Origin of the sequence: Burkholderia contaminans (assembly GCF_029633825.1) — a bacterium.
Taxonomy (GTDB): domain Bacteria; phylum Pseudomonadota; class Gammaproteobacteria; order Burkholderiales; family Burkholderiaceae; genus Burkholderia; species Burkholderia contaminans.
On record NZ_CP090641.1, the window covers coordinates 66,205 to 84,324 of the forward strand.

15 protein-coding genes and 1 pseudogene are annotated in these 18,120 nt (G+C 68.8%); 10 read left to right on the forward strand and 6 right to left on the reverse strand.

Features of this window, described 5'->3' with window-relative positions:
• Positions 1 to 359 precede the first annotated feature (359 nt).
• Both LXE91_RS18090 and LXE91_RS18095 read left to right on the forward strand, forming a co-directional pair.
• Entirely contained in the window at positions 360 to 614 is a 255-nt protein-coding gene (locus LXE91_RS18090; RefSeq protein ID WP_039367404.1) for a DUF3562 domain-containing protein, read from the forward strand.
• 343 nt (positions 615 to 957) lie between these two features.
• The gene (locus LXE91_RS18095; protein ID WP_039367407.1) at positions 958 to 2,757 is read left to right on the forward strand and encodes a methyl-accepting chemotaxis protein; all 1,800 of its coding nucleotides are present in this window, start codon (positions 958 to 960) and stop codon (positions 2,755 to 2,757) included.
• Between the two features lie 30 nt (positions 2,758 to 2,787).
• On the opposite strand, the pseudogene LXE91_RS18100 reads toward LXE91_RS18095, so the two are convergent.
• A pseudogene (locus LXE91_RS18100) lies at positions 2,788 to 3,835 on the reverse strand (sigma-54 interaction domain-containing protein).
• Positions 3,836 to 4,218: 383 nt separating this feature from the next.
• Here LXE91_RS18100 and LXE91_RS18105 point away from each other — a divergent pair.
• Both LXE91_RS18105 and LXE91_RS18110 read left to right on the forward strand, forming a co-directional pair.
• Entirely contained in the window at positions 4,219 to 6,201 is a 1,983-nt protein-coding gene (locus LXE91_RS18105; RefSeq protein ID WP_039367491.1) for a hybrid sensor histidine kinase/response regulator, read from the forward strand.
• Positions 6,202 to 6,314: 113 nt separating this feature from the next.
• Positions 6,315 to 6,926, forward strand: coding sequence for a DUF4142 domain-containing protein (locus tag LXE91_RS18110; protein WP_039367411.1), 612 nt, complete (start codon positions 6,315 to 6,317; stop codon positions 6,924 to 6,926).
• 12 nt (positions 6,927 to 6,938) lie between these two features.
• Here the strand turns inward: LXE91_RS18110 and LXE91_RS18115 are convergent, their stop codons facing one another.
• The 3 genes from LXE91_RS18115 to LXE91_RS18125 form a co-directional block, all read right to left on the reverse strand.
• A complete protein-coding gene (locus LXE91_RS18115) occupies positions 6,939 to 7,454 on the reverse strand; it encodes a PRC-barrel domain-containing protein (RefSeq protein ID WP_039367414.1) in 516 nt (171 codons plus the stop codon).
• 59 nt (positions 7,455 to 7,513) lie between these two features.
• Positions 7,514 to 7,945: a CBS domain-containing protein gene (locus LXE91_RS18120; protein WP_039367417.1), complete on the reverse strand. Its 432-nt coding sequence runs from the start codon at positions 7,943 to 7,945 to the stop codon at positions 7,514 to 7,516.
• 379 nt (positions 7,946 to 8,324) lie between these two features.
• Complete coding sequence (locus tag LXE91_RS18125) at positions 8,325 to 8,573, reverse strand: hypothetical protein (RefSeq protein WP_039367420.1); 249 nt, start codon at positions 8,571 to 8,573, stop codon at positions 8,325 to 8,327.
• Between the two features lie 140 nt (positions 8,574 to 8,713).
• Between LXE91_RS18125 and LXE91_RS18130 the strand changes: the two genes are divergently transcribed.
• The 5 genes from LXE91_RS18130 to LXE91_RS18150 all read left to right on the forward strand — a co-directional run bounded on the left by LXE91_RS18130 (position 8,714) and on the right by LXE91_RS18150 (position 14,815).
• Positions 8,714 to 9,013 (forward strand): hypothetical protein, encoded by a 300-nt coding sequence (locus tag LXE91_RS18130; RefSeq protein ID WP_039367422.1) that lies wholly within the window; start codon positions 8,714 to 8,716, stop codon positions 9,011 to 9,013.
• A 321-nt stretch (positions 9,014 to 9,334) separates the two neighbouring features.
• Entirely contained in the window at positions 9,335 to 9,646 is a 312-nt protein-coding gene (locus LXE91_RS18135) for an ATP-binding protein (RefSeq protein ID WP_039367425.1), read from the forward strand.
• A 203-nt stretch (positions 9,647 to 9,849) separates the two neighbouring features.
• The gene (locus LXE91_RS18140; protein ID WP_039367428.1) at positions 9,850 to 10,728 is read left to right on the forward strand and encodes a MipA/OmpV family protein; all 879 of its coding nucleotides are present in this window, start codon (positions 9,850 to 9,852) and stop codon (positions 10,726 to 10,728) included.
• A gap of 95 nt (positions 10,729 to 10,823) precedes the next feature.
• Complete coding sequence (locus tag LXE91_RS18145) at positions 10,824 to 12,518, forward strand: VRR-NUC domain-containing protein (RefSeq protein ID WP_039367431.1); 1,695 nt, start codon at positions 10,824 to 10,826, stop codon at positions 12,516 to 12,518.
• Positions 12,515 to 14,815, forward strand: a complete 2,301-nt coding sequence (locus LXE91_RS18150) for an ATP-dependent DNA helicase (protein ID WP_039367434.1) — start codon at positions 12,515 to 12,517, stop codon at positions 14,813 to 14,815. Before LXE91_RS18145 ends, LXE91_RS18150 begins: the two co-directional genes overlap by 4 nt.
• A gap of 48 nt (positions 14,816 to 14,863) precedes the next feature.
• On the opposite strand, the gene LXE91_RS18155 is transcribed toward LXE91_RS18150, so the two are convergent.
• Positions 14,864 to 15,634 carry an IclR family transcriptional regulator domain-containing protein gene (locus tag LXE91_RS18155; protein WP_039367494.1) on the reverse strand — a complete coding sequence of 257 codons (771 nt, stop codon included), beginning with the start codon at positions 15,632 to 15,634 and terminating at the stop codon, positions 14,864 to 14,866.
• 285 nt (positions 15,635 to 15,919) lie between these two features.
• Between LXE91_RS18155 and LXE91_RS18160 the strand changes: the two genes are divergently transcribed.
• On the forward strand, positions 15,920 to 16,531 hold the full coding sequence (locus LXE91_RS18160) for a hypothetical protein (RefSeq protein WP_039367437.1): 612 nt from the start codon (positions 15,920 to 15,922) through the stop codon (positions 16,529 to 16,531).
• Positions 16,532 to 16,618: 87 nt separating this feature from the next.
• Here LXE91_RS18160 and LXE91_RS18165 read toward each other — a convergent pair whose 3' ends face one another.
• Positions 16,619 to 17,920 (reverse strand): UDP-N-acetylglucosamine 1-carboxyvinyltransferase, encoded by a 1,302-nt coding sequence (locus LXE91_RS18165; protein ID WP_039367440.1) that lies wholly within the window; start codon positions 17,918 to 17,920, stop codon positions 16,619 to 16,621.
• Between the last annotated feature and the right edge of the window lie 200 nt (positions 17,921 to 18,120).

Here is an 18,120-nt window from a genome sequence, read left to right on the forward strand (position 1 = left end):
GCGGCGACGCGCCGGCCCGTTCGTTCGGATGAATGGGCGGCGCGTGGAGGAGGTCGCTTGACGCATGATTTCGTCCGGTCTAACTTGGCCGGTGCATCGGCGTCGAGCAGCGTTGCATCGCTCATCCGTCGGCCGATGCCGCGCCCCGGGGTGGCGTGGCAGGGCTTCCAGTCTCGTTCGCGGGCAGTTTGCGCCGCGGACCTTGCGCGGCCGGTTCGGGACGAACCGGCACGGCGGCACGCAACGTGCCGTTGATCGCGCGCAAACACGCGCCGGCGCATCGCACGCCGCGCCGCCGTTCAGTCTTTAAGCTTCCGGTACCTTCTTCTTTTCGTTCCTCGACTGTCAGGAGTCCGTCGATGTCCAAGGACAATTTGCTCGATTCACTCAAGGAAGCCGCCAAACAGCGCGCGATCGGTTCGGATCAGCTGCGTGCGATGCTCGACGACGAAGTACGCATACTGTCGTCCGACGCGCGGGTGCACGACTACATCCACGTATTCGCGATCCGGCACCTGCGCGAACGGATGCGCCGGCAGGACGACCTCCACGACGACACGCGTGCCGACGGGCCGCCCGCGGACGCCGATCCGCGTCCGAGCCATCGCCTGTGACGGGCGAGCGCCGCGGCCGACGCCGCGGGCGTCACACGATCCGTCGCCGGGCCAGGGCCGGATCCTGATCGACATTCCTGCGTTGGTCGACAGCAAACCGGCCCGTTCCAAAGTCTTTTTTTGATCGCCGTGCCCGGGATCGACGGTGCTGCCGTCGCGTCCGGGGCGGTGCACGCACCGTGCCGCGCATCGCGGTCATCCTGACGATCTGCTGACAACCTGCCTTGCGTTTTGTCATACGTTTCACTGAATTGTCACAGCAGCCTCAAGTAAGTGGCGCGATTGCCGTTTACCCGGTCAATTCGTCCACCGGGCGTTCCCGCTCCCTTACCGAGTCGTTGCCATGCTCTCGTCCATCCGCGCTCGCATCCTTGCCGCGTGCGTCGCCATCGTCGTATTCGCGCTGGTCGCCACCACGCTCATCAACTATTTCATCGCGCGCTCGTACAACGAAGACGCGATCGACCGCAACCTGACCTCCGTCGCCAGCGGCCATGTGGTCGGGATCGCCGACTGGGTCGCCACCCGCAGCCGGATGATCGCGTCGCTGCAGGACGCCGCACTGACGCCCGATCCGCTGCCGGTGTTCAAGCAGATGGCCACGGCCGGCGGCTTCACCAACGTCTACGCGGGCTACGCCGACAAGGCGTTCCACTTCTCCGACCCGACCGGCATTCCGCCCGACTACGATCCGACCGGCCGCCCGTGGTACAAGCAGGCCGCGCAGGCCGGCAAGCCGGTCGTCACGCCGCCGTACGTCGACGCCGGCACGGGCAACCTCGTCGTCACGTTCGCGGTGCCGATCCTGCGTGACGGTGCGCTGAAGGGCGTCGTCGCAGCGGACGTCGCGATGGACACCGTGATCGCGAACGTGAAGTCGATTCACCCGACGCCCGCGAGCTTCGGGATGTTGATCGACAGCAACGGCCATGTGGTCGCGCACCCGGACCCGAAGCTCACGCTGAAGCCGGTCGCCGACGTGTCGCCCGAACTCGGCGCGACGAACGGCGCGACGATCGCGGCCGCGACCGCGCCCGTCGAGGTGACGGTCGGCGGCGACGCGAAGCTGGTGCGCGCGCGCCCCGTGCCGGGCACGGACTGGTACGCGCTGGTGCTGCTCGACAAGAGCGAAGCGACGGCCGGGATGCGCTCGCTGCTGACAGCTTCGCTGATCACGCTGCTCGTGATCGTCGGTGTGGCGTCGCTGATCATCGGCGCGATCACCGCGACCGCGTTCCGCCGCCTGTCGCAAGTGCGCCAGGCCATGGCCGCGATCGGCTCGGGCGCCGGCGACCTGACGCAGCGCCTGCCGGCCGACGGCCGCGACGAAGTGGCCGACATCGCCCGCTCGTTCAACAGCTTCGTCGACAAGCTGAACGACGTGATGCGCCAGATCCGCGATGCGAGCGAATCGGTGCGCACGGCCGCGAACGAGATCGCGGCGGGTAACCAGGACCTGTCGTCGCGCACAGAATCGGCGGCGGCGAGCCTCGAGGAAACGGCCGCGTCGATGGAAGAGATCACGGCGACGGTGGGTCAATCGGCAGCCGCCGCCGGCCAGGCCGACGAACGCGCGGCGGCCGCGTCGCGGATCGCGTCGCACGGCGGCGTGGTCGTGTCGGACGTCGTCGCGACGATGGAGAAGATCGAGGAAGCGTCGGGCCGGATCGGCGACATCATCGGCGTGATCGACGGGATCGCGTTCCAGACCAACATCCTCGCGCTGAACGCGGCCGTCGAAGCGGCGCGCGCGGGCGAGCAGGGCCGCGGCTTCGCGGTCGTCGCGCAGGAAGTGCGCAGCCTTGCGCAACGCAGCGCGCAGGCCGCGCGCGAAGTGAAGGTGCTGGTCGAATCGACGGTCGCGAGCGTGTCGGCCGGGTCCGGGCAGGTGCGTCAGGCGGGCGACACGATGCGCGAGATCGTGTCCAACGTGTCCAACGTGACGACGATCATCTCCGAGATCACGCACGCGGCGAACGAGCAGACGCGCGGCATCCAGGAGGTGAATCGCGCGGTCACGCAGCTCGACGAAATGGTGCAGCAGAACGCGGCGCTCGTCGAACAGTCGACTGCCGCCGCGACCGCGCTGCAGTCGCAGGCGAACGCGCTGGCGACCACGGTCGGGCGGTTCAAGGTCGCTTGACGCGGCTCGTGGAAAAATCGGCCGCGCCGCTCAGGCGCGGCCGTCGTCGCGCATCAGCGCGAGCCGGTTGTAAAGCGTTTTCAGGCTGATCCCGAGCGCTTTCGCGGCACGCGGCTTGTTGCCGTCGAAGTGGCGCAGCGTCGCCGCGATGAAGCGTTGCTGCGCATGGTGCAAGGTCGCGCCGAGCGGCAGCGCCATCGTGTTCTCCGACAGGCGTTCGGGCGCCATTGCCGGCTTCGGCAACGTGACGTCGATGCCGTCGTCCGCCAGGATGTAGGCGCGCTCGATCGTGTTGTGCAGCTCACGGACGTTGCCGGGCCACGAATACGCGTGCAGCGCCGCGATCGCGGCCTCGGTCAGCCGCTTGTGCGCATGGTGCCGCGCATTGAGCGCGTCGACGAATTCCAGTGCGATCGTCTCGATGTCGGTGTCGCGCTGGCGCAGCGGCGGCACGTATAGCGCAAACGCGGCGAGGCGATAGAACAGGTCCTCGCGCAGCCGGCCGTCGCGCACGGCTTCGGCCGGGTTGTGGCGCGTGGCCGACGCGATGCGCACGTCGAGCGGAATCGGCTCGGTGCCGCCCACCCGCACGATCACATTCGATTCGATCGCCCGCAGCAGCTTCACCTGCATCGGTGCGGGCATTTCCGCGATCTCGTCGAGCAGCAGCGTGCCGCCGCGCGCGGCTTCGAAGAAGCCTTCCCGCTGCGCAATTGCGCCGGTGAAGCTGCCTTTCTCGTGCCCGAACAATTGCGATTCCGCGATATCGGGCGGAATCGCGCCGCAGTTCACGGGGACGAACGGGCCGTCGCACCGGGCACTGAGATCGTGCAGCCGGCGCGCGACGATATCCTTGCCGACCCCGCTTTCGCCGGCAATCATCACACTGGCCCGGGTCGGGGCGATCTTTTCGATGCGGCCGAGCAGCGTGCGCATCGCGGTGGACCGGCCGGACAACCGGCGGCCGTCTGCACGCTGCTTCGACCGGTTTGCGGTTTCTCCCATTGGCATGGATCGGTATTGGCGGGACCGTTTTGAAAATCGGCACCACGCGCTCCGTTGATTGCAATATTTTCATCGACAGCAAAACGACCACGAAGGTGCCGCGAAATAGAAATTTCCAATGTACGCGGCGGGGACGGAAGAGACAGGCCATCGATTCCTGAGGCGAATGAGGGCGTCTCTGGCTATCCGGGGTCGTATCGGTGCTTTTTTACAGACTTTCGATGAAAAAACGGTCGTGACCATCGTGCGGTGATGCGGCGCGCGACACCGGCCGGCGCTCAACCGGTCACGGCACCCCGCACAGCCGGCGAGTCAGGCAGGCGGCCGTCCACGACCCGCGTCAGGCATGCCATATGCGGCGCCCATCAGGCTCGCCCGGCACGCTCGACGGCAGGCCGGATGGTCGACCTGCGGCATGACGCCGTGCGACCGGAGCCGGCGCGAGGCAAGGATGCAATGAGGCCCCTGACCCGTGAGTTGATACGGCAGGGTGCATGGATCGTGCTGGCCGTCGGGCTGGCGTCCGCGCTACAGGCGTGGGCGGTTCACGTCGTCGGCGGGCACGCGCCATTTGCGCCGCTGCCATTTTATGCAGGCGTTGCGGCTGCCGCGTGGCTGACGTCGTTCGGCGGTGGCCTGGTTGCGGTCGCGTTGAGCGTGGTCGTGATCGGCACGCTGTGGTGGCGTGATGCGCCGCTGGCCGCGCTGCTCACGCAGGGCGGCACGTTCGTCGCGATCAGCTTCGTCGAGTGCATGTCCGTGATGGCCGTGAAGCCGCTGCTCGCGAACGATCGTCTGCGCGCACCCGATGACGACGGCGACGCCGATGCCCGCGAGCCGCATCGCGAACCGACGCCGGCTGCACGCGTCCCCGTCCCTGACGACCGGCTGTTGCGCCGTGTGGTCGACGCTTCGCCCGACGCGATCGTCGCGGTTGATGTTGCGCGCCGGATCACGAGCTGGAATCCGGCCGCGCGGCGGATCTTCGGCATCGACGCGGCGCAAGCCGCCGGGCGCGACGTCGCCGCGATGATCGCGCCGCGCTGGTTGCGGCGACATCCGTTGCCCGCGTCGTTCGCGAACCTGCACGCGCCGGTCGGTCCGCTCGACGTGCTGTGTGTGCGACGCGACGGAGGCCGTTTTCGGGCGACTTTCGCGGCATCGCCGATGGTCGATGCGCAGGGCAACTGCATGGGCCTGTCGATCACGCTGCGCGACGCGCACGAACGGCGCCGCGGCGAGCGGCGCAACCTGCGCTCGCTGCGCGGCGCGCGCGACGCACGCGCACAGGCGGACACGTCGAACCGGCTGAAGGACGAACTGCTGGCCACGGTGTCGCACGAGCTGCGCACGCCGCTGAACGTGATCTACGGCTGGGTCGAGGTGCTGCGCAACATCGACGGCCAGGGGCTCGCGCAACAGGCCGTCGACGCGATCGATCGCAGCGCGCGGTCGCTGTCGCACATGGTTGCCGACCTGCTCGACGCGTCGTCGCTCGCGACCGGCCGGTTGCGCCTCGAGCGCGTGCCGGTCGATCTCGTGCGGGTCGTGCGCGATGCCACGCGTGAACTCGACGCGACGGCACGGGCGAGCGGGCTCGAGCTGTCGACCCGATACGCGATGCCGACCTGCGTGATTCCGGCGGACCGCGAGCGCGTGCGCCAGGTCCTGTCGAACCTGCTGTCGAACGCGATCAAGTTCACGCCGCCGGGCGGGCGCATCGTCGTGTCGCTGGCCCGGGCCGGCGAGCGCGTGCGGCTGTCGGTCGCCGATACGGGGCAGGGCATTGCGCCGGAATACCTGCCGCACCTGTTCGAGACGTTCAGCCGGCCGGAACGCGCATTCGCGTCGCCGGCGCGCGGTCTCGGGCTCGGCCTGTCGATCGTGCGCAACATCGCGCAACTGCACGGCGGCGATGTCGTCGCGACGAGCGCCGGTATCGGGCGCGGGACGACCGTCACGGTCACGCTGCCGGCTGGCTGGGACGTCGACGATCCGGCCGAAAACCTGCTGCACGCGGCGGGCACGCCGGAGCCGGTGACGCTCGACGGCCAGCGCGTGCTCGTCGTCGACGACGATCCGACATCGCGCGCGAGCCTCGCCGCGGCCCTCGAAACGATGGGCGCGCAGGTATCGACCGCGCAGTCGGGGCATGACGCGCTCGACGCGGTGGAAAGGCAGGCGCCGAACGTCGTGCTGTCGGATCTTGCGATGCCGGACGGCGATGGCTTCTGGCTGCTCGACCGCATCCGTCATTTGCCGGGCAGCAGCGGGCATCTGCCCGTCGTCGCGGTCACGGCCCACGCCGGCAACGCCGATCGGCACCGAGCGATGGCGGCCGGGTTCGACGCGTATCTGCGCAAGCCGGTGGACATGCCGACGCTGGCGAGCGTGATCGCCGATGTCGCACCGGACGCCGCGCACGATCGGAAAGGGTGAGGCCGGTAGTAGCCGGCGTGGCCGCTCGCCCGGTCATGACGAACGGAGTGCGCGATGGACGCAACGGCAACCCGCGCGGCCGGCCCGCTCCGTCGCGACCCACGGAGGTCCGGATGAAAACGAATCGAATCCATCGGCCGGCGGCGATCGTGCTGGCCGCGACCGTCGGCGCATCGATCGCCGTACTCGCTCATGCGCAGGCGTTGCCCGCTTCGTCGGCACAGGTCGCACCGGGTGTCATTCGCCCCGGCACGACGGCCGACGAGGCCGGCATGACGCAGCGGCCGACCGGTATCGATGTCGAATTCGTCGACAAGGCGGGCATGATCGGCAAGGTGGAGCGGCAGGCCAGCCAGCTCGCGCTCGACCGCTCGTCGAACCCGGACGTGAAGGCGTTCGCGCGGCGGATGGTCGACGATCACGGACGGATCGCCGGCGAATTGCGACAGCTTGGCGCGACCAAGGGCGTACCGGTCCAGTCGCGGATGCTCGTCGATCCGGCGGTGACCGCGTTGCGAAGCAAGGAAGGTCATGCGTTCGACGCGGCCTATGTCGCGCTGGCGGGCCCGCGCGCGCATGAAGCGGCGATCCGGATCTACGAGACAGAAGCGCGGGACGGCCGCGATCCGCAGCTTCGCGCGTTCGCGGCCAACACGTTGCCGACGCTGAAGGCGCACCTGGCCGCCGCCCGGCAACTCGCGCAGACGGTGGCGGCCGCGCACTGAGCGCCGATCGCGCTACCGCTTGCCGCCGTCAGGTTTTCCAGGGGCTTCGGGGCCGCCCGGCGACGCCTCGTACGGCGGGGAGTCGAGCGCCGTTTCGCCTTCCTCGATCAGCCAGTACGGAGACCTGCCGTAGTACGCATGCAGCGCCTCGGCCCACTCCGGATCGGCCATGGCGGGCCAGCGGTTCCTGTCGAAGCCGGGAGCTTCGCGCACGCGTTCGGTGGCGACGGGCAGCACGAGGCAGCGGCGCTCGATGTCGAGCACGAGCACGTTCCACGGCACCGCGAGCAGCTTGTCGCCGATCCCGGGCGGGCTGCCCGCCGACACGACCGCATACGCGATCCGGCCGGAGCGCACGTCGAGCATGATGTCGGCGATCTGGCCGATGTCGTCGCCGTCCATCGTCAGGACGCGATCGCCTTCGAGCGTGCGGGCGGCCATCACGTCCGGCCCCGGCCCGGCGCCCGTGCTGCGGCGGTTGCCGCCCACGATGCGCGTTTCGTCGCGCGACGGTCTGTCCGTTGTCATCGAACACCTCCTGGTCGAAGCGGCACCCGGATGGGTCACGCGGGTTCAACGCACGCCGGTCAGCGCCGGCGCGGCAGCGACACGTCCTCGAGCGTATTGGCCAGCTCGTCGCGCTCGGGGCCGCCCGCGCGCGTCGCGATGTCGCCGAGCGACACGATGCCGACCAGCCGCCGGTTGCGGTCGAGCACCGGCATACGATGCAGCTGCACGTCGGCCATCCGCTGCTGGACGTCGCCGACACCGTCGTCCTCGACGCACCACTGCACGGGTCTGGACGCGACCGCCTGCACCGGCGTATCGGACGAATGGCCGTGCGACAGCCCGCGCACCGCGAGGTCGCGGTCGGTCACGATCGCGACGAGCTCGGTGCCGTCGCAAACGGGCAGCACACCGATATCGAAGCGCCGCATCAATTCGGCCGCGTGGCGAATCGTGTCGGTCGGCGCGACGCACACCACGTCGCGCGACATGATCTCGGTAACGCGATACATGAACGCCTCCTTCGTGAGCAGGACTTTCCGGGAGCAGATGGCGTGCCGCGCGTGGGCCGCACACGCGGGGCCCGACGCCAGCGCAGGCCCGTTATCAGCGTGAACAGACCCTGGCCGGCGAGGCGACGGAGAAATTTGCCAGCCCGCTTGTACATCTTCCACGGCGGCAGCCGTGAACGGGCGAGGCACGACGTCAGTGGCCGACGCCCGTCATCGCGACGATCGCGAGCACCACTGCGCTTTCGATTGCCGCCAGCGCGGCGACGCCGGCGGCGCCGCTGATTTCATGCCATCTGCGTTCAAGGCGTTTCATCACATCAACTCCGGATTGCTCCGGCACGCCGCTGCGCCGCAGCGCCGCGGGGGCCGGTTGCCGCCGTCAGCCGTGGTCGCGGGGCGGTGAAGGGACGTGCGGCGAGCGACGTTCGTGCTCGCCGGACGGCTTGGCAGGATCGATACGGGTCGCGCCGCCCACGGCGGGCGGGTCGCTGGCCGGAAACGTCTCCTCGAGTCCCTCGTCGATGCGTTCCTCCGTCTTGTCCTTCGGCGGCGGGCGCGACGTGGCGAGCCAGAGCAGTCCGGCAGCCGGTGACACGGCGTCGTGGCGGCCGGGGGCGTGAACGGTCATGGTCGAACCTCCTTGGTCATGGATGCAGGCGCAAGCGCCATGCCTGCGCGGGCCGACGGCACGACGATTGCGCGTGGGCGAAACCGCACGGGGCGCGGCGCAGCCACGCGCGCCGCCGGCGTGGACAAGAGGACATCGTGATGAATGCATCCAGGGAAAGAATACGTTACGACGCGAACGTATGCGGCGGCGATTTCGCTCATGTGCGCGAGCGCTTCGCCACGTGGAAGCGCGAGTCGCTGGTCTATCGGCCCGAGCGGCGCATGTTCGACGGCAAGGACGAGGTACGCGAACTGAACGACACCGTCTACGACGGTCCCGAGCGCGCGCAGCGGGCGCTCGTCGCGGAATGCATGCCGTCCGACCGGTTCGCGCTCGCGGTACGACTGACCGCCGAGGGGCGCACGATGTGGCTGGTGATGGCGGCCTACGACGACTGAGTGCACGGCAGCGTCCGACCGGGCGGGCACCGGGCGCGCACGAGCGGGCATGGCGATTGCTCGCGATGCCGACGCCATCGAGATGCGCGCGCCGTCGCGCAGGAGAGACATGAAGACGCTATCCATGCTGCACCGCCCCGAGCCGACGACGCCCGATGTCGATCCGGACCCGCCGCCGCCCGGGCACGACGATCCCGTCGACCCGCCCGTGCCCGACGGGCTGCCGCAGGGCGATCCGCCGTCGCACCCGCCACCGATGCGGATGCCGGGAGGCGATGCATCACAACCATCCGCGCGAACACTGATAAAAGGAGGACCCTCATGGACATTCACGTGCAATCGCCAGACAAGCGCGCGATCGCTCAGGTGCTGGGCCGCTACTTCGAATCGCGCTCGTTGCGCTATCACATCGAGGAATTGCCGGGCGGCGTGCTGCAGATCGGCTTTCGCGCCAGCGGCCGCCCGGCCGCCGTCACCGTGTCGTTCGACGATGCCGCGTACGACGCCTTTACGCACTGGGATGCGAGCCAGAAGCAGCTCGCGCTCGGTCGGCTCGCCGACGGGTTCTCGCGGATGATGTCGACGCGCAGCCCGGCCGCGCTGGCCGGCGACTATCACGTCGAGCGATTCTGAATACCCCTAGCTCCACCGGACTGTCCCCGCGTACGGCAAAGTGCCCGCGCGCAGCGGGCGCTTTGCGTCCGCGCGTGTGTCGCGTAGGATGTCCGTTAATTCAGCGCACACTACGTTCGCGCCGCAGGCTGCCACCCGCTGCAGCCCAAGAGGCGCAATGCGCTTTTCTTCAGGTTCGTTTCGCGCAACCGACGGGGACCTTGATGACCGTTGCTCGCTTTTTGCTGTCACCCGGCGCACGCCGGTTCGTTTCCGGCGTATCGGCCTGCGCGGCGCTCACCGCGGCCGGCGTCCGCGACGCGTCGGCCCAGACCCCTTCGCCGCTCGGCGAGTGGCAATACTCGGCGGGCGTGCCGCTCCAAAAACTGTTCGAGCCGAACGTCTCCACCTGGGATATCAGCATGGGCGCCGCGATGACGCTGCAGCCGCGCTATGCGGGCTCCGATCGCTATCGTGTGATGGGCGGCCCGACTGTCGATATCCGCTATCGCGACCTGTTCTTCCTGTCGACCGGCGAGGGGCTCGGTGCAAACGTGCTGCGCGGGCCGAACTGGCGCGTGAGCCTGTCCGTCGGTTACGACCTCGGGCGCCGCTCGGCCGACGACATCCAGCACCTGAACGGCCTCGACAACATCAACGCGGCACCGGTGATGAAACTGGCGGCCGACTACGTGATCTCGAAGGATTTTCCGCTCGTGCTGCGCGCGGATATCCGGCGCAGCATCGGCGGCTCGAATGGCTGGGTCGGTGATTTCTCCGCGTACATGCCGCTGCCCGGCAGTAACGAGCATTTCTTCTGGTTCGCGGGGCCGACCGTGTCGTTCGCCGATTCGCGCTACATGAACAGCTGGTTCGGCGTGAACCAGGGCGCCGCCGCGCGTTCCGGGCTGCCCGCCTATTCGTCGGGGGCCGGGCTCAAGTCGGTCGGTGCGGGGGTGACGGTGGCCTGGTTCCTGAACAAGCACTGGTTCGTGACGATCGACGGCGCGATCGAGCAGCTCGTCGGCCGCGCCGCGCGTAGCCCGATCACGCAGCAGTCGACCAACGGCGTGTTCGACATGTCGGTGAATTACCAGTTCTGAGCAGGGCGGGCAGTTGATCGCCGACGGGGCGTGCGGCAGTTGGCGTCACATTTGATATGATTCCGACCTGTACAAATGTACAGTGATCAATCCCCGTGACGCCTGCATCGCCGACGCCCCCGGCGTTTTACTACCTGACCAATTTCGAACGCGCGCTGGCCTGGCTCGGCGCGCGTTACGACGACCTGTTCGACGAGCACGAGCACGCGTTCGTCCGGCAGTTCGCGACACTGCCGCAGGCGTCGCGCGCGCTGCTCGTGCGGATGCTGATGCGCAACGGGTCCGACTTCCGCGCCAGCAAGCTCGTCTACGACGAAATCGGCTGCGCGCTCGACGCGGCCGCGCCGCTCGTCGCACTCGGCTGGGTCGATCCGGCGCCCGCGCTGACGCTCGACGAGCTGTTCGCACTGTCGACCAAGGCCGATCTGCTGCGCATCTTCCCGGCACTCGCCGCGCATGCGGGCGAGCGCAAGCCCGACTGGCTCGAACGGCTGCGGCCCGCGCACGACGTCGCGCAGCCGCTCGACGCGTGGTGCCCGCAAGCCGGCGACCGCGTGCTGCGCGTGACCGTTGGCGCACTGTGCGACCGGCTGCGCCTGATGTTCTTCGGCAATCTGCATCAGGACTGGAGCGAGTTCGTGCTTGCCGATCTCGGCGTGTTCCAGTACGAAAGCGTGCCGATCGCGCCGTCGTCGCGTGCGTTCCAGCAGCGCGGCGACGTCGACGCGTATCTCGCGCTGCAGATGTGCCGCGAGGCCCTCGACGCGTGGCCCGACGATCTGCCGTTCGATGACCTGGTGCGCGCCATCGACGCGGTCGGCTGCGACCAGCCTTGGCTCGCGACGCGGCGCGCGAAGCTGCTGTTCGCGCTCGGGCAGACGTGCGAGCGCCGGGCCGACTGGGACGGCGCGCTCGACGCGTATGCGCGCAGCGCATGGCCCGGCAGCCGCCATCGCCGTATCCGCGTGCTCGAACGCTGCGGGCGTGACGACGATGCGCTCGCGCTGGCGCTCGATGCGCGCGGCGGCTTCGAGAGCGACGAGGAGCGCCAGCGTGTCGAGCGCATGCTGCCGCGCCTGCAGCGCCGGCTCGGCCAGCGCGTCGAACGTGCGTCCGCCGCGGCGGACGTGCCGCGCGAGACGCTCGTAATGGCGCGCCCCGAAGCGTTCGTCAGCGTCGAATTCGCGGTACGCGACCATCTTGCGCAGCCGGCTTCGCCGGTCCATTACGTCGAAAACACGCTGATCAATTCGCTGTTCGGGCTGTTGTGCTGGGAACCCGTGTTCGCCGCGGTGCCCGGTGCGTTCTTCCATCCGTTCCAGCGCGGCCCGGCCGATCTGCACGCACCCGATTTCGTCGCGCGCCGTGCGGACGCGTTTGCCGCGTGCTTCGCGCAACTCGATTCGGGCGCCTATCGCGACACGATCCGCCGGCATTTCGCGACGAAGGCGGGGCTGCAATCGCCGTTCGTCTTCTGGGGCGTGCTGACCGACGCGTTGCTCGACGAGGCGCTCGCGTGCCTGCCGCCCGAGCACCTGCGGCTGTGGTTCACGCGCCTGCTCGCGGATATCCGCGGCAACCGCTCGGGGTTGCCCGATCTCGTCCGCTTCTGGCCCGGCGAGCGCCGCTACGAGCTGATCGAGGTGAAAGGCCCCGGCGACCGTCTGCAGGACAACCAGACGCGCTGGCTCGCGTACTGCGTCGCGCACGGCATTCCGGTGCGCGTGATCGATGTCGAGTGGGCCGGTGAGGGCGTCGCGCACGCCGAAGCGGCGGGACTGTCCGCATGAGCTATGTCGTCGCGGTGCGGGCGATGTGCGAGTTCACCGCGCGACGCGGCGATCTCGACCTGCGCTTCACGCCCGCACCGACCGCGCTCGAAGGCATCGCCGGCCACGGTGCGGTCACGTCGAACCGCGGCGCGCGCTACGAAACCGAAATCGCGCTGACGGGCACCTGGGGCACGCTCACCGTGCGCGGCCGCGCGGACGGCTACGACCCGGTGGCAAACCGTCTCGAGGAAATCAAGACCTATCGCGGCAGCCTCGACGCAATGCCGGCCAATCACCGTGCGCTGCACTGGGCGCAAGCGAAGGTCTACGCGCACCTGATGTGCGACGCGCGCGGCTTCCAGGAAATCGAAGTCGCGCTCGTCTATTTCGACATCGTGTCCGAGCGCGAGACGGTGCTGACGCAAACGCTGGGGGCGGCCGAACTCGCGACGTTCTTCGCCGAGCAGTGCGCGTGTTTCGTCGGCTGGGCCGAGCGCGAGACGGCGCATCGCGCCGCGCGCGATGCGGCGCTGCGCGCGCTGGCGTTTCCGCACGGCCAGTTCCGCAGCGGGCAGCGCGAGCTGGCGGTGGCCGTCTATCGCGCGGCACGCGACGAGCGTTGCCTGATGGCGCAGGCGCCGACCGGCATCGGCAAGACACTCGGCACCGTGTTTCCGCTGTTGAAGGCCTGCGGCGAGGGTGAGCTCGATCACGTGTACTTCCTGACCGCGAAAACGCCCGGACGCGCGCTCGCGCTCGAAGCGGCGACGACGCTCGGCGCCGGCACGCCGGCGCTGCCGCTGCGCGTGCTGGAGCTCGTCGCGCGCGACAAGGCATGCGAGCATCCGGACAGCGCGTGCCACGGCGAATCGTGCCCGCTCGCGAAAGGTTTTTACGACCGCTTGCCGGCCGCGCGCGATGCGGCAATCGAGGCGGGGCTGCTCGATCGCGAGACCGTGCGCGCAGCCGCGCTCGCGCACGACGTCTGCCCGTATTACCTGTCGCAAGAGCTTGCGCGCTGGTCCGACATGGTGATCGGCGACTACAACTACTACTACGACGGCAGCGCGATGCTGCACACGCTCGCGCAGCAGAACCAGTGGCGTGTCGGCGTGCTCGTCGACGAGGCGCACAACCTGCTCGATCGCGCGAGGAGGATGTACAGCGCATCGCTCGATCCGTTCGCCTTCGCGGCGGCCCGCGAGGTCGCGCCCGCGGCGCTGCGCAAGGCGTTCGACCGGCTCGCCCGCGCCTGGGGGACGGTCAGTCGCGCGCAGGCCGAGCGCTATGCCGCGTATCCGGAGATTCCGGGCCCGATCGTGTCGGCCGTGCAGAACCTCGTCGCGGCAATCGGCGAACACCTGGCCGACGCGCCGCGCGCGAATGGCGATGCGCTGCTGCGGTTTCATTTCGAGGCGATCCAGTTCGGTGTGCTGGCCGAAGCGTTCGACAGCGCGTCGATCTTCGACGCGACGCTGCACGGCGAACCCATGCCGCGCCAGCCGGCGCTGGACGGCGTGGTGTCGGCCGGCCGCCGGCGCCGCGTCCAGTCGACGCTGTGCGTGCGCAACGTGATTCCGGCCGGCTTTCTCGCGCCGCGTTACGAAGCCGCGTGCGCGACCGTGCTGTTCTCGGGCACGCTGAGCCCGTTTCATTTCTATCGCGACACGCTCGGGTTGCCCGGCGACACGGGCTGGCTCGACGTCGACGGGCCGTTCCGCGCCGAACAACTGACGGTGCGCGTCGCGAGCCACGTGTCGACGCGCTGGCGCGACCGCGACCGTTCGCTCGAACCGATCGCCGACCTGATCGCCACGCAATACGCGACGCGGCCCGGCAACTACCTCGGGTTCCTGAGCAGCTTCGACTACCTGGGGCGCGTGGTCGCGCTGATGCAGACGCGGCACCCGGACGTGCCCGTCTGGGCGCAGGCGCCCGGCATGGCGGAAAGCGAGCGAGACGCCTTTCTCGCGCGCTTCGATGCAGGCGGGCGCGGCGTCGGCTTCGCGGTGCTGGGCGGGGCGTTCTCGGAAGGTGTGGATCTCGTTGGCGAGCGGCTGATCGGCGCATTCATCGCGACGCTCGGGCTGCCGCAGGTCAACGACGTCAACGAGCAGATGCGGCGTGCGATGGACGCGCGCTTCGGCAACGGCTACGACTACATGTACTTGTATCCGGGTTTGCAGAAGGTCGTGCAGGCGGCCGGGCGCGTGATCCGCACCGAGCACGACGAAGGCGTCGTGCACCTGATCGACGACCGTTACCGCCGGCGCGAAGTGCGCGATCTGCTGCCGCGTTGGTGGCGGATCGAGTGACGCTGCGCAGCCCGTTCAGGCGCGCGGCTTCCTCCTCTCCGCGCATCGCTACAGCACGTTGAGCATCGCGAGCGCGGCTTCCTGCAGGTGCGGCAGGACGCGCCGCACGGCCGCGTCGGTCGTCTCCGCGCCGATCGGCATGTTCGTGCTCAGCGCGGCGACCACTTCACCGTGACGGTTCTTCAACGGCACCGCGATCCCGCGCACGCCGACCTGCAATTGCTGTTCGATCGCCGCGAAACCGGCGTCGCGGGCCTGGTCGATCTGTTCGAGCAGGCGCGCCTTGTTGGTGATCGTGTGCGGCGTGAACGGCGGCAGTTCGGTGTCGTCGAGCCACGCGCGCACGGCTTCGCGATCCGGATGATGGGCGAGCAGCACGACGCCGGGCGACGTCAGCGGCGCCGGCACGCGCGCGCCGAGCACGAAGCCGGTCGTCATCACCCGCGACACGCCGTTGCGCGCAATGAACACGAGTTCCCAGCCGTCGAGCACGCTCACGTACGCCGACTCGTTCAGCGACGCGCTCAATTGCTGCAGATAGGGCTGGACCGTGCGCGGCAGGCGGGCCGAGTCGAAGTACGACCAACCGACCCGCAGCACGCGCGGCGTGAGGCCGTACAGCTTGCCGTCGGTGTACACGTAGCCGAGTGATTCGAGCGTCAGCAGGTAGCGCCGTGCGGCCGTGCGCGTGAGGCCGGTGCGCGCGGCGGCCTGGGTGGGCGTCATGCGCGCATGCTGGCTGTCGAACGCCTCGAGGATCGCCAGGCCTTTTTCGAGGCCGGCAATCCAGTCGCGTCGGTCGAGTTCGGGCTTTTTCATCATCGGGAGCAGGTGGCTGGATGCGCGGTAATCGCGCGTGAGTGGGCGATTATCGCGCAGATCGGATCTGCCGCGACTCGTATCATTCGATGGGTGGACGCGTGCCCCGAGCCCGGAACATGACCGTCGACGACAATCGGCAATACGCCGAACTACCGGGCCAGTCGGACGCGCGCAACCTATGCGGAAGACATGCCGAAGGCCTTGCTGCTGATCCGCAGCATCGCAGACACGAATACGCTGGCGACGCCGCGCTAGAATCGGCGCCTCGACTGGAACAGAACAATGAAAATTCGCGAATCCGTGTTGGCCGTGCTCGTCGCGGCCGTGCCGCTGCTTGCCGCGGCGAATCCTTCGTCCGGAACACCCGTCCCGAAGCCGACCGTCGACGTCCGCGCGTGGCCGCGCATGACGTCACCGACATTCGGCTGCTACGTCGAAACGACCTTCGGCTACCGTGACAAGCGCTTCAACTGCGCGCTGAAGAAGTACAGGAACACCGGCGACGCGTGCAGGAACACGAAGGCCTACTACGAGGGCCCGGCGTTCCCCGACCGGCTCGCGGCCAGCGTGCATCCGCTCGCGACGAAGGTCGAGCTCGACTGGGAGCAAGGCAGGCTGCAGATGGTCACCGTCACGCTCAAGGGGACGTGGAACGAAGCGGACGTGCGCAAGGCGTTCGGGCTGCCGCGCGCGGAAGGGAGCAAGCTGACCGAAGCGGAGTTGCGCTCGGAGCCGGGCAATCTGATGGACACGAGTGTCCAGTATCCGTCGTCAGCGCTCGACGAAAGCCTCGCGAAGCGCGCGAGCAACCCCGCGCGCGGCACGACGGCCGTGATGCTCTACGGGTTCGACCACATGGGCGGCGGCGATGTCGATTGCGGGGGCGGCGAGTAACGCGGGAAGACGCGGCCGGCGCAGGCGCCGGCCGGGTGTGGACGGTGGTACGGCTGTTCGCAGGGCGTGCGCCGTACCGTCAGGGCTTTACTCGCTGCTCGTCCACTCGACGTTCGCGCCGACCGAGCGCAGGTTCTCGACGAAGTGCGGGTGCGCGCGGCGGATCGGCAGCGCGTTCATGATTTCCGAGCGGCCTTCGATGCTCGCGGCCACCATCAGCAGCGCGATCGCGACGCGGATGATGTACGGGCTCTCGACGCGCGCCGGCGTCAGTTGCAGCCCGCCGAACGTGATCAGCCGGTGCGGGTCGGACAACAGCACGTGCGCGCCGAACTTCGACAGTTCGCCGGACCAGCCGAGCGCGCCGTCGTACACCTTGTTCCAGAACATCGCGCTGCCTTCCGCGCGCACGCCGAGCGCGATGAAGATCGGCAGCAGGTCGACCGGCAGGTACGGCCACGGTGCGGCTTCGACCTTGGTGAGGATGTTCTGCGTGAACGGCCGGCGCACGCGCAGCGGGCCGTCGCGTTCCGCGCGCGACCAGCCGTCGCGGTGCGTGACGTTGACGCCGAACTTCGCGAACGTGCGGTCGATCAGCGGGAAATGTTCGGGCGACGAATTGCGCACCGTGATGTCGCCGCCGGTAATCGCGCCGAGCGCGAGGAACGTCGCGATCTCGTGGAAATCCTCGGCGAAACGGAACTCGCCGCCGCCGAGTTTGTGGCCACCCGTCACGCACAGCCGCGACGTGCCGATGCCCTCGATCGCGACGCCGATCATCGCGAGGAACTGGCAGAACTCCTGCACGTGCGGCTCGGAGGCCGCGTTCATCAGCGTCGACGTGCCGTTCGCGGCCGTCGCGCACAGCGCGAAGTTCTCGGTGGTCGTCACCGACGCATAGTCGAGCCAGTGGTCGTTGGCCGTCAGCGGGCCGTCGGTGCGAACGATCAGCGAATCGGGCGTGCGTTCGATGTGCGCGCCGAAGCGCTCGAACACCTCGACGTGCGGGTCGATCTCGCGCACGCCGAGCGTGCAGCCTTTCACGTCGTTCTCGAGCCGCGCGACGCCGAAGCGCGCGAGCAGCGGCGGGATCAGCATGATCGACGAGCGCATCGCTTCCGGCAGCCGGTGGACGGCCGGATCGAATTTCGTGTTGCGATGGTGGAGTTCCAGCAGGCCCGTCGTGAAATCGACCGACACGTCGCTGCCGAGCGTGCGGAAGATGTCGAGGATCTTGCGCACGTCGGTGATGTCCGGCACGCCGATGAGGCGCAGCGGCTGATCGGTCAACAGGGTGGCGCACAGAATCGGCAGGACGGCGTTCTTGTTCGCGGACGGCTTGATGTCCCCGCGCAGCGGAGTGCCGCCGTGGACGATGAGATTCGACATGATATGGGGGCGTATCGGTGACTGACGTAGGCCCATATGATGCCATTGGTCGACGGGCGGCGTGGAATGTTCAGCGGGGAAAAGGGGGAATCGATGCGTGTAACTGACAGTGTTTGACGTCGTGCGCTCGAACGCGAGGCAATGGCGCCGCTGCAGGTCATCGTCGAGCAGCGCGGGATGGCCGGCCGCGCATCGGGCCG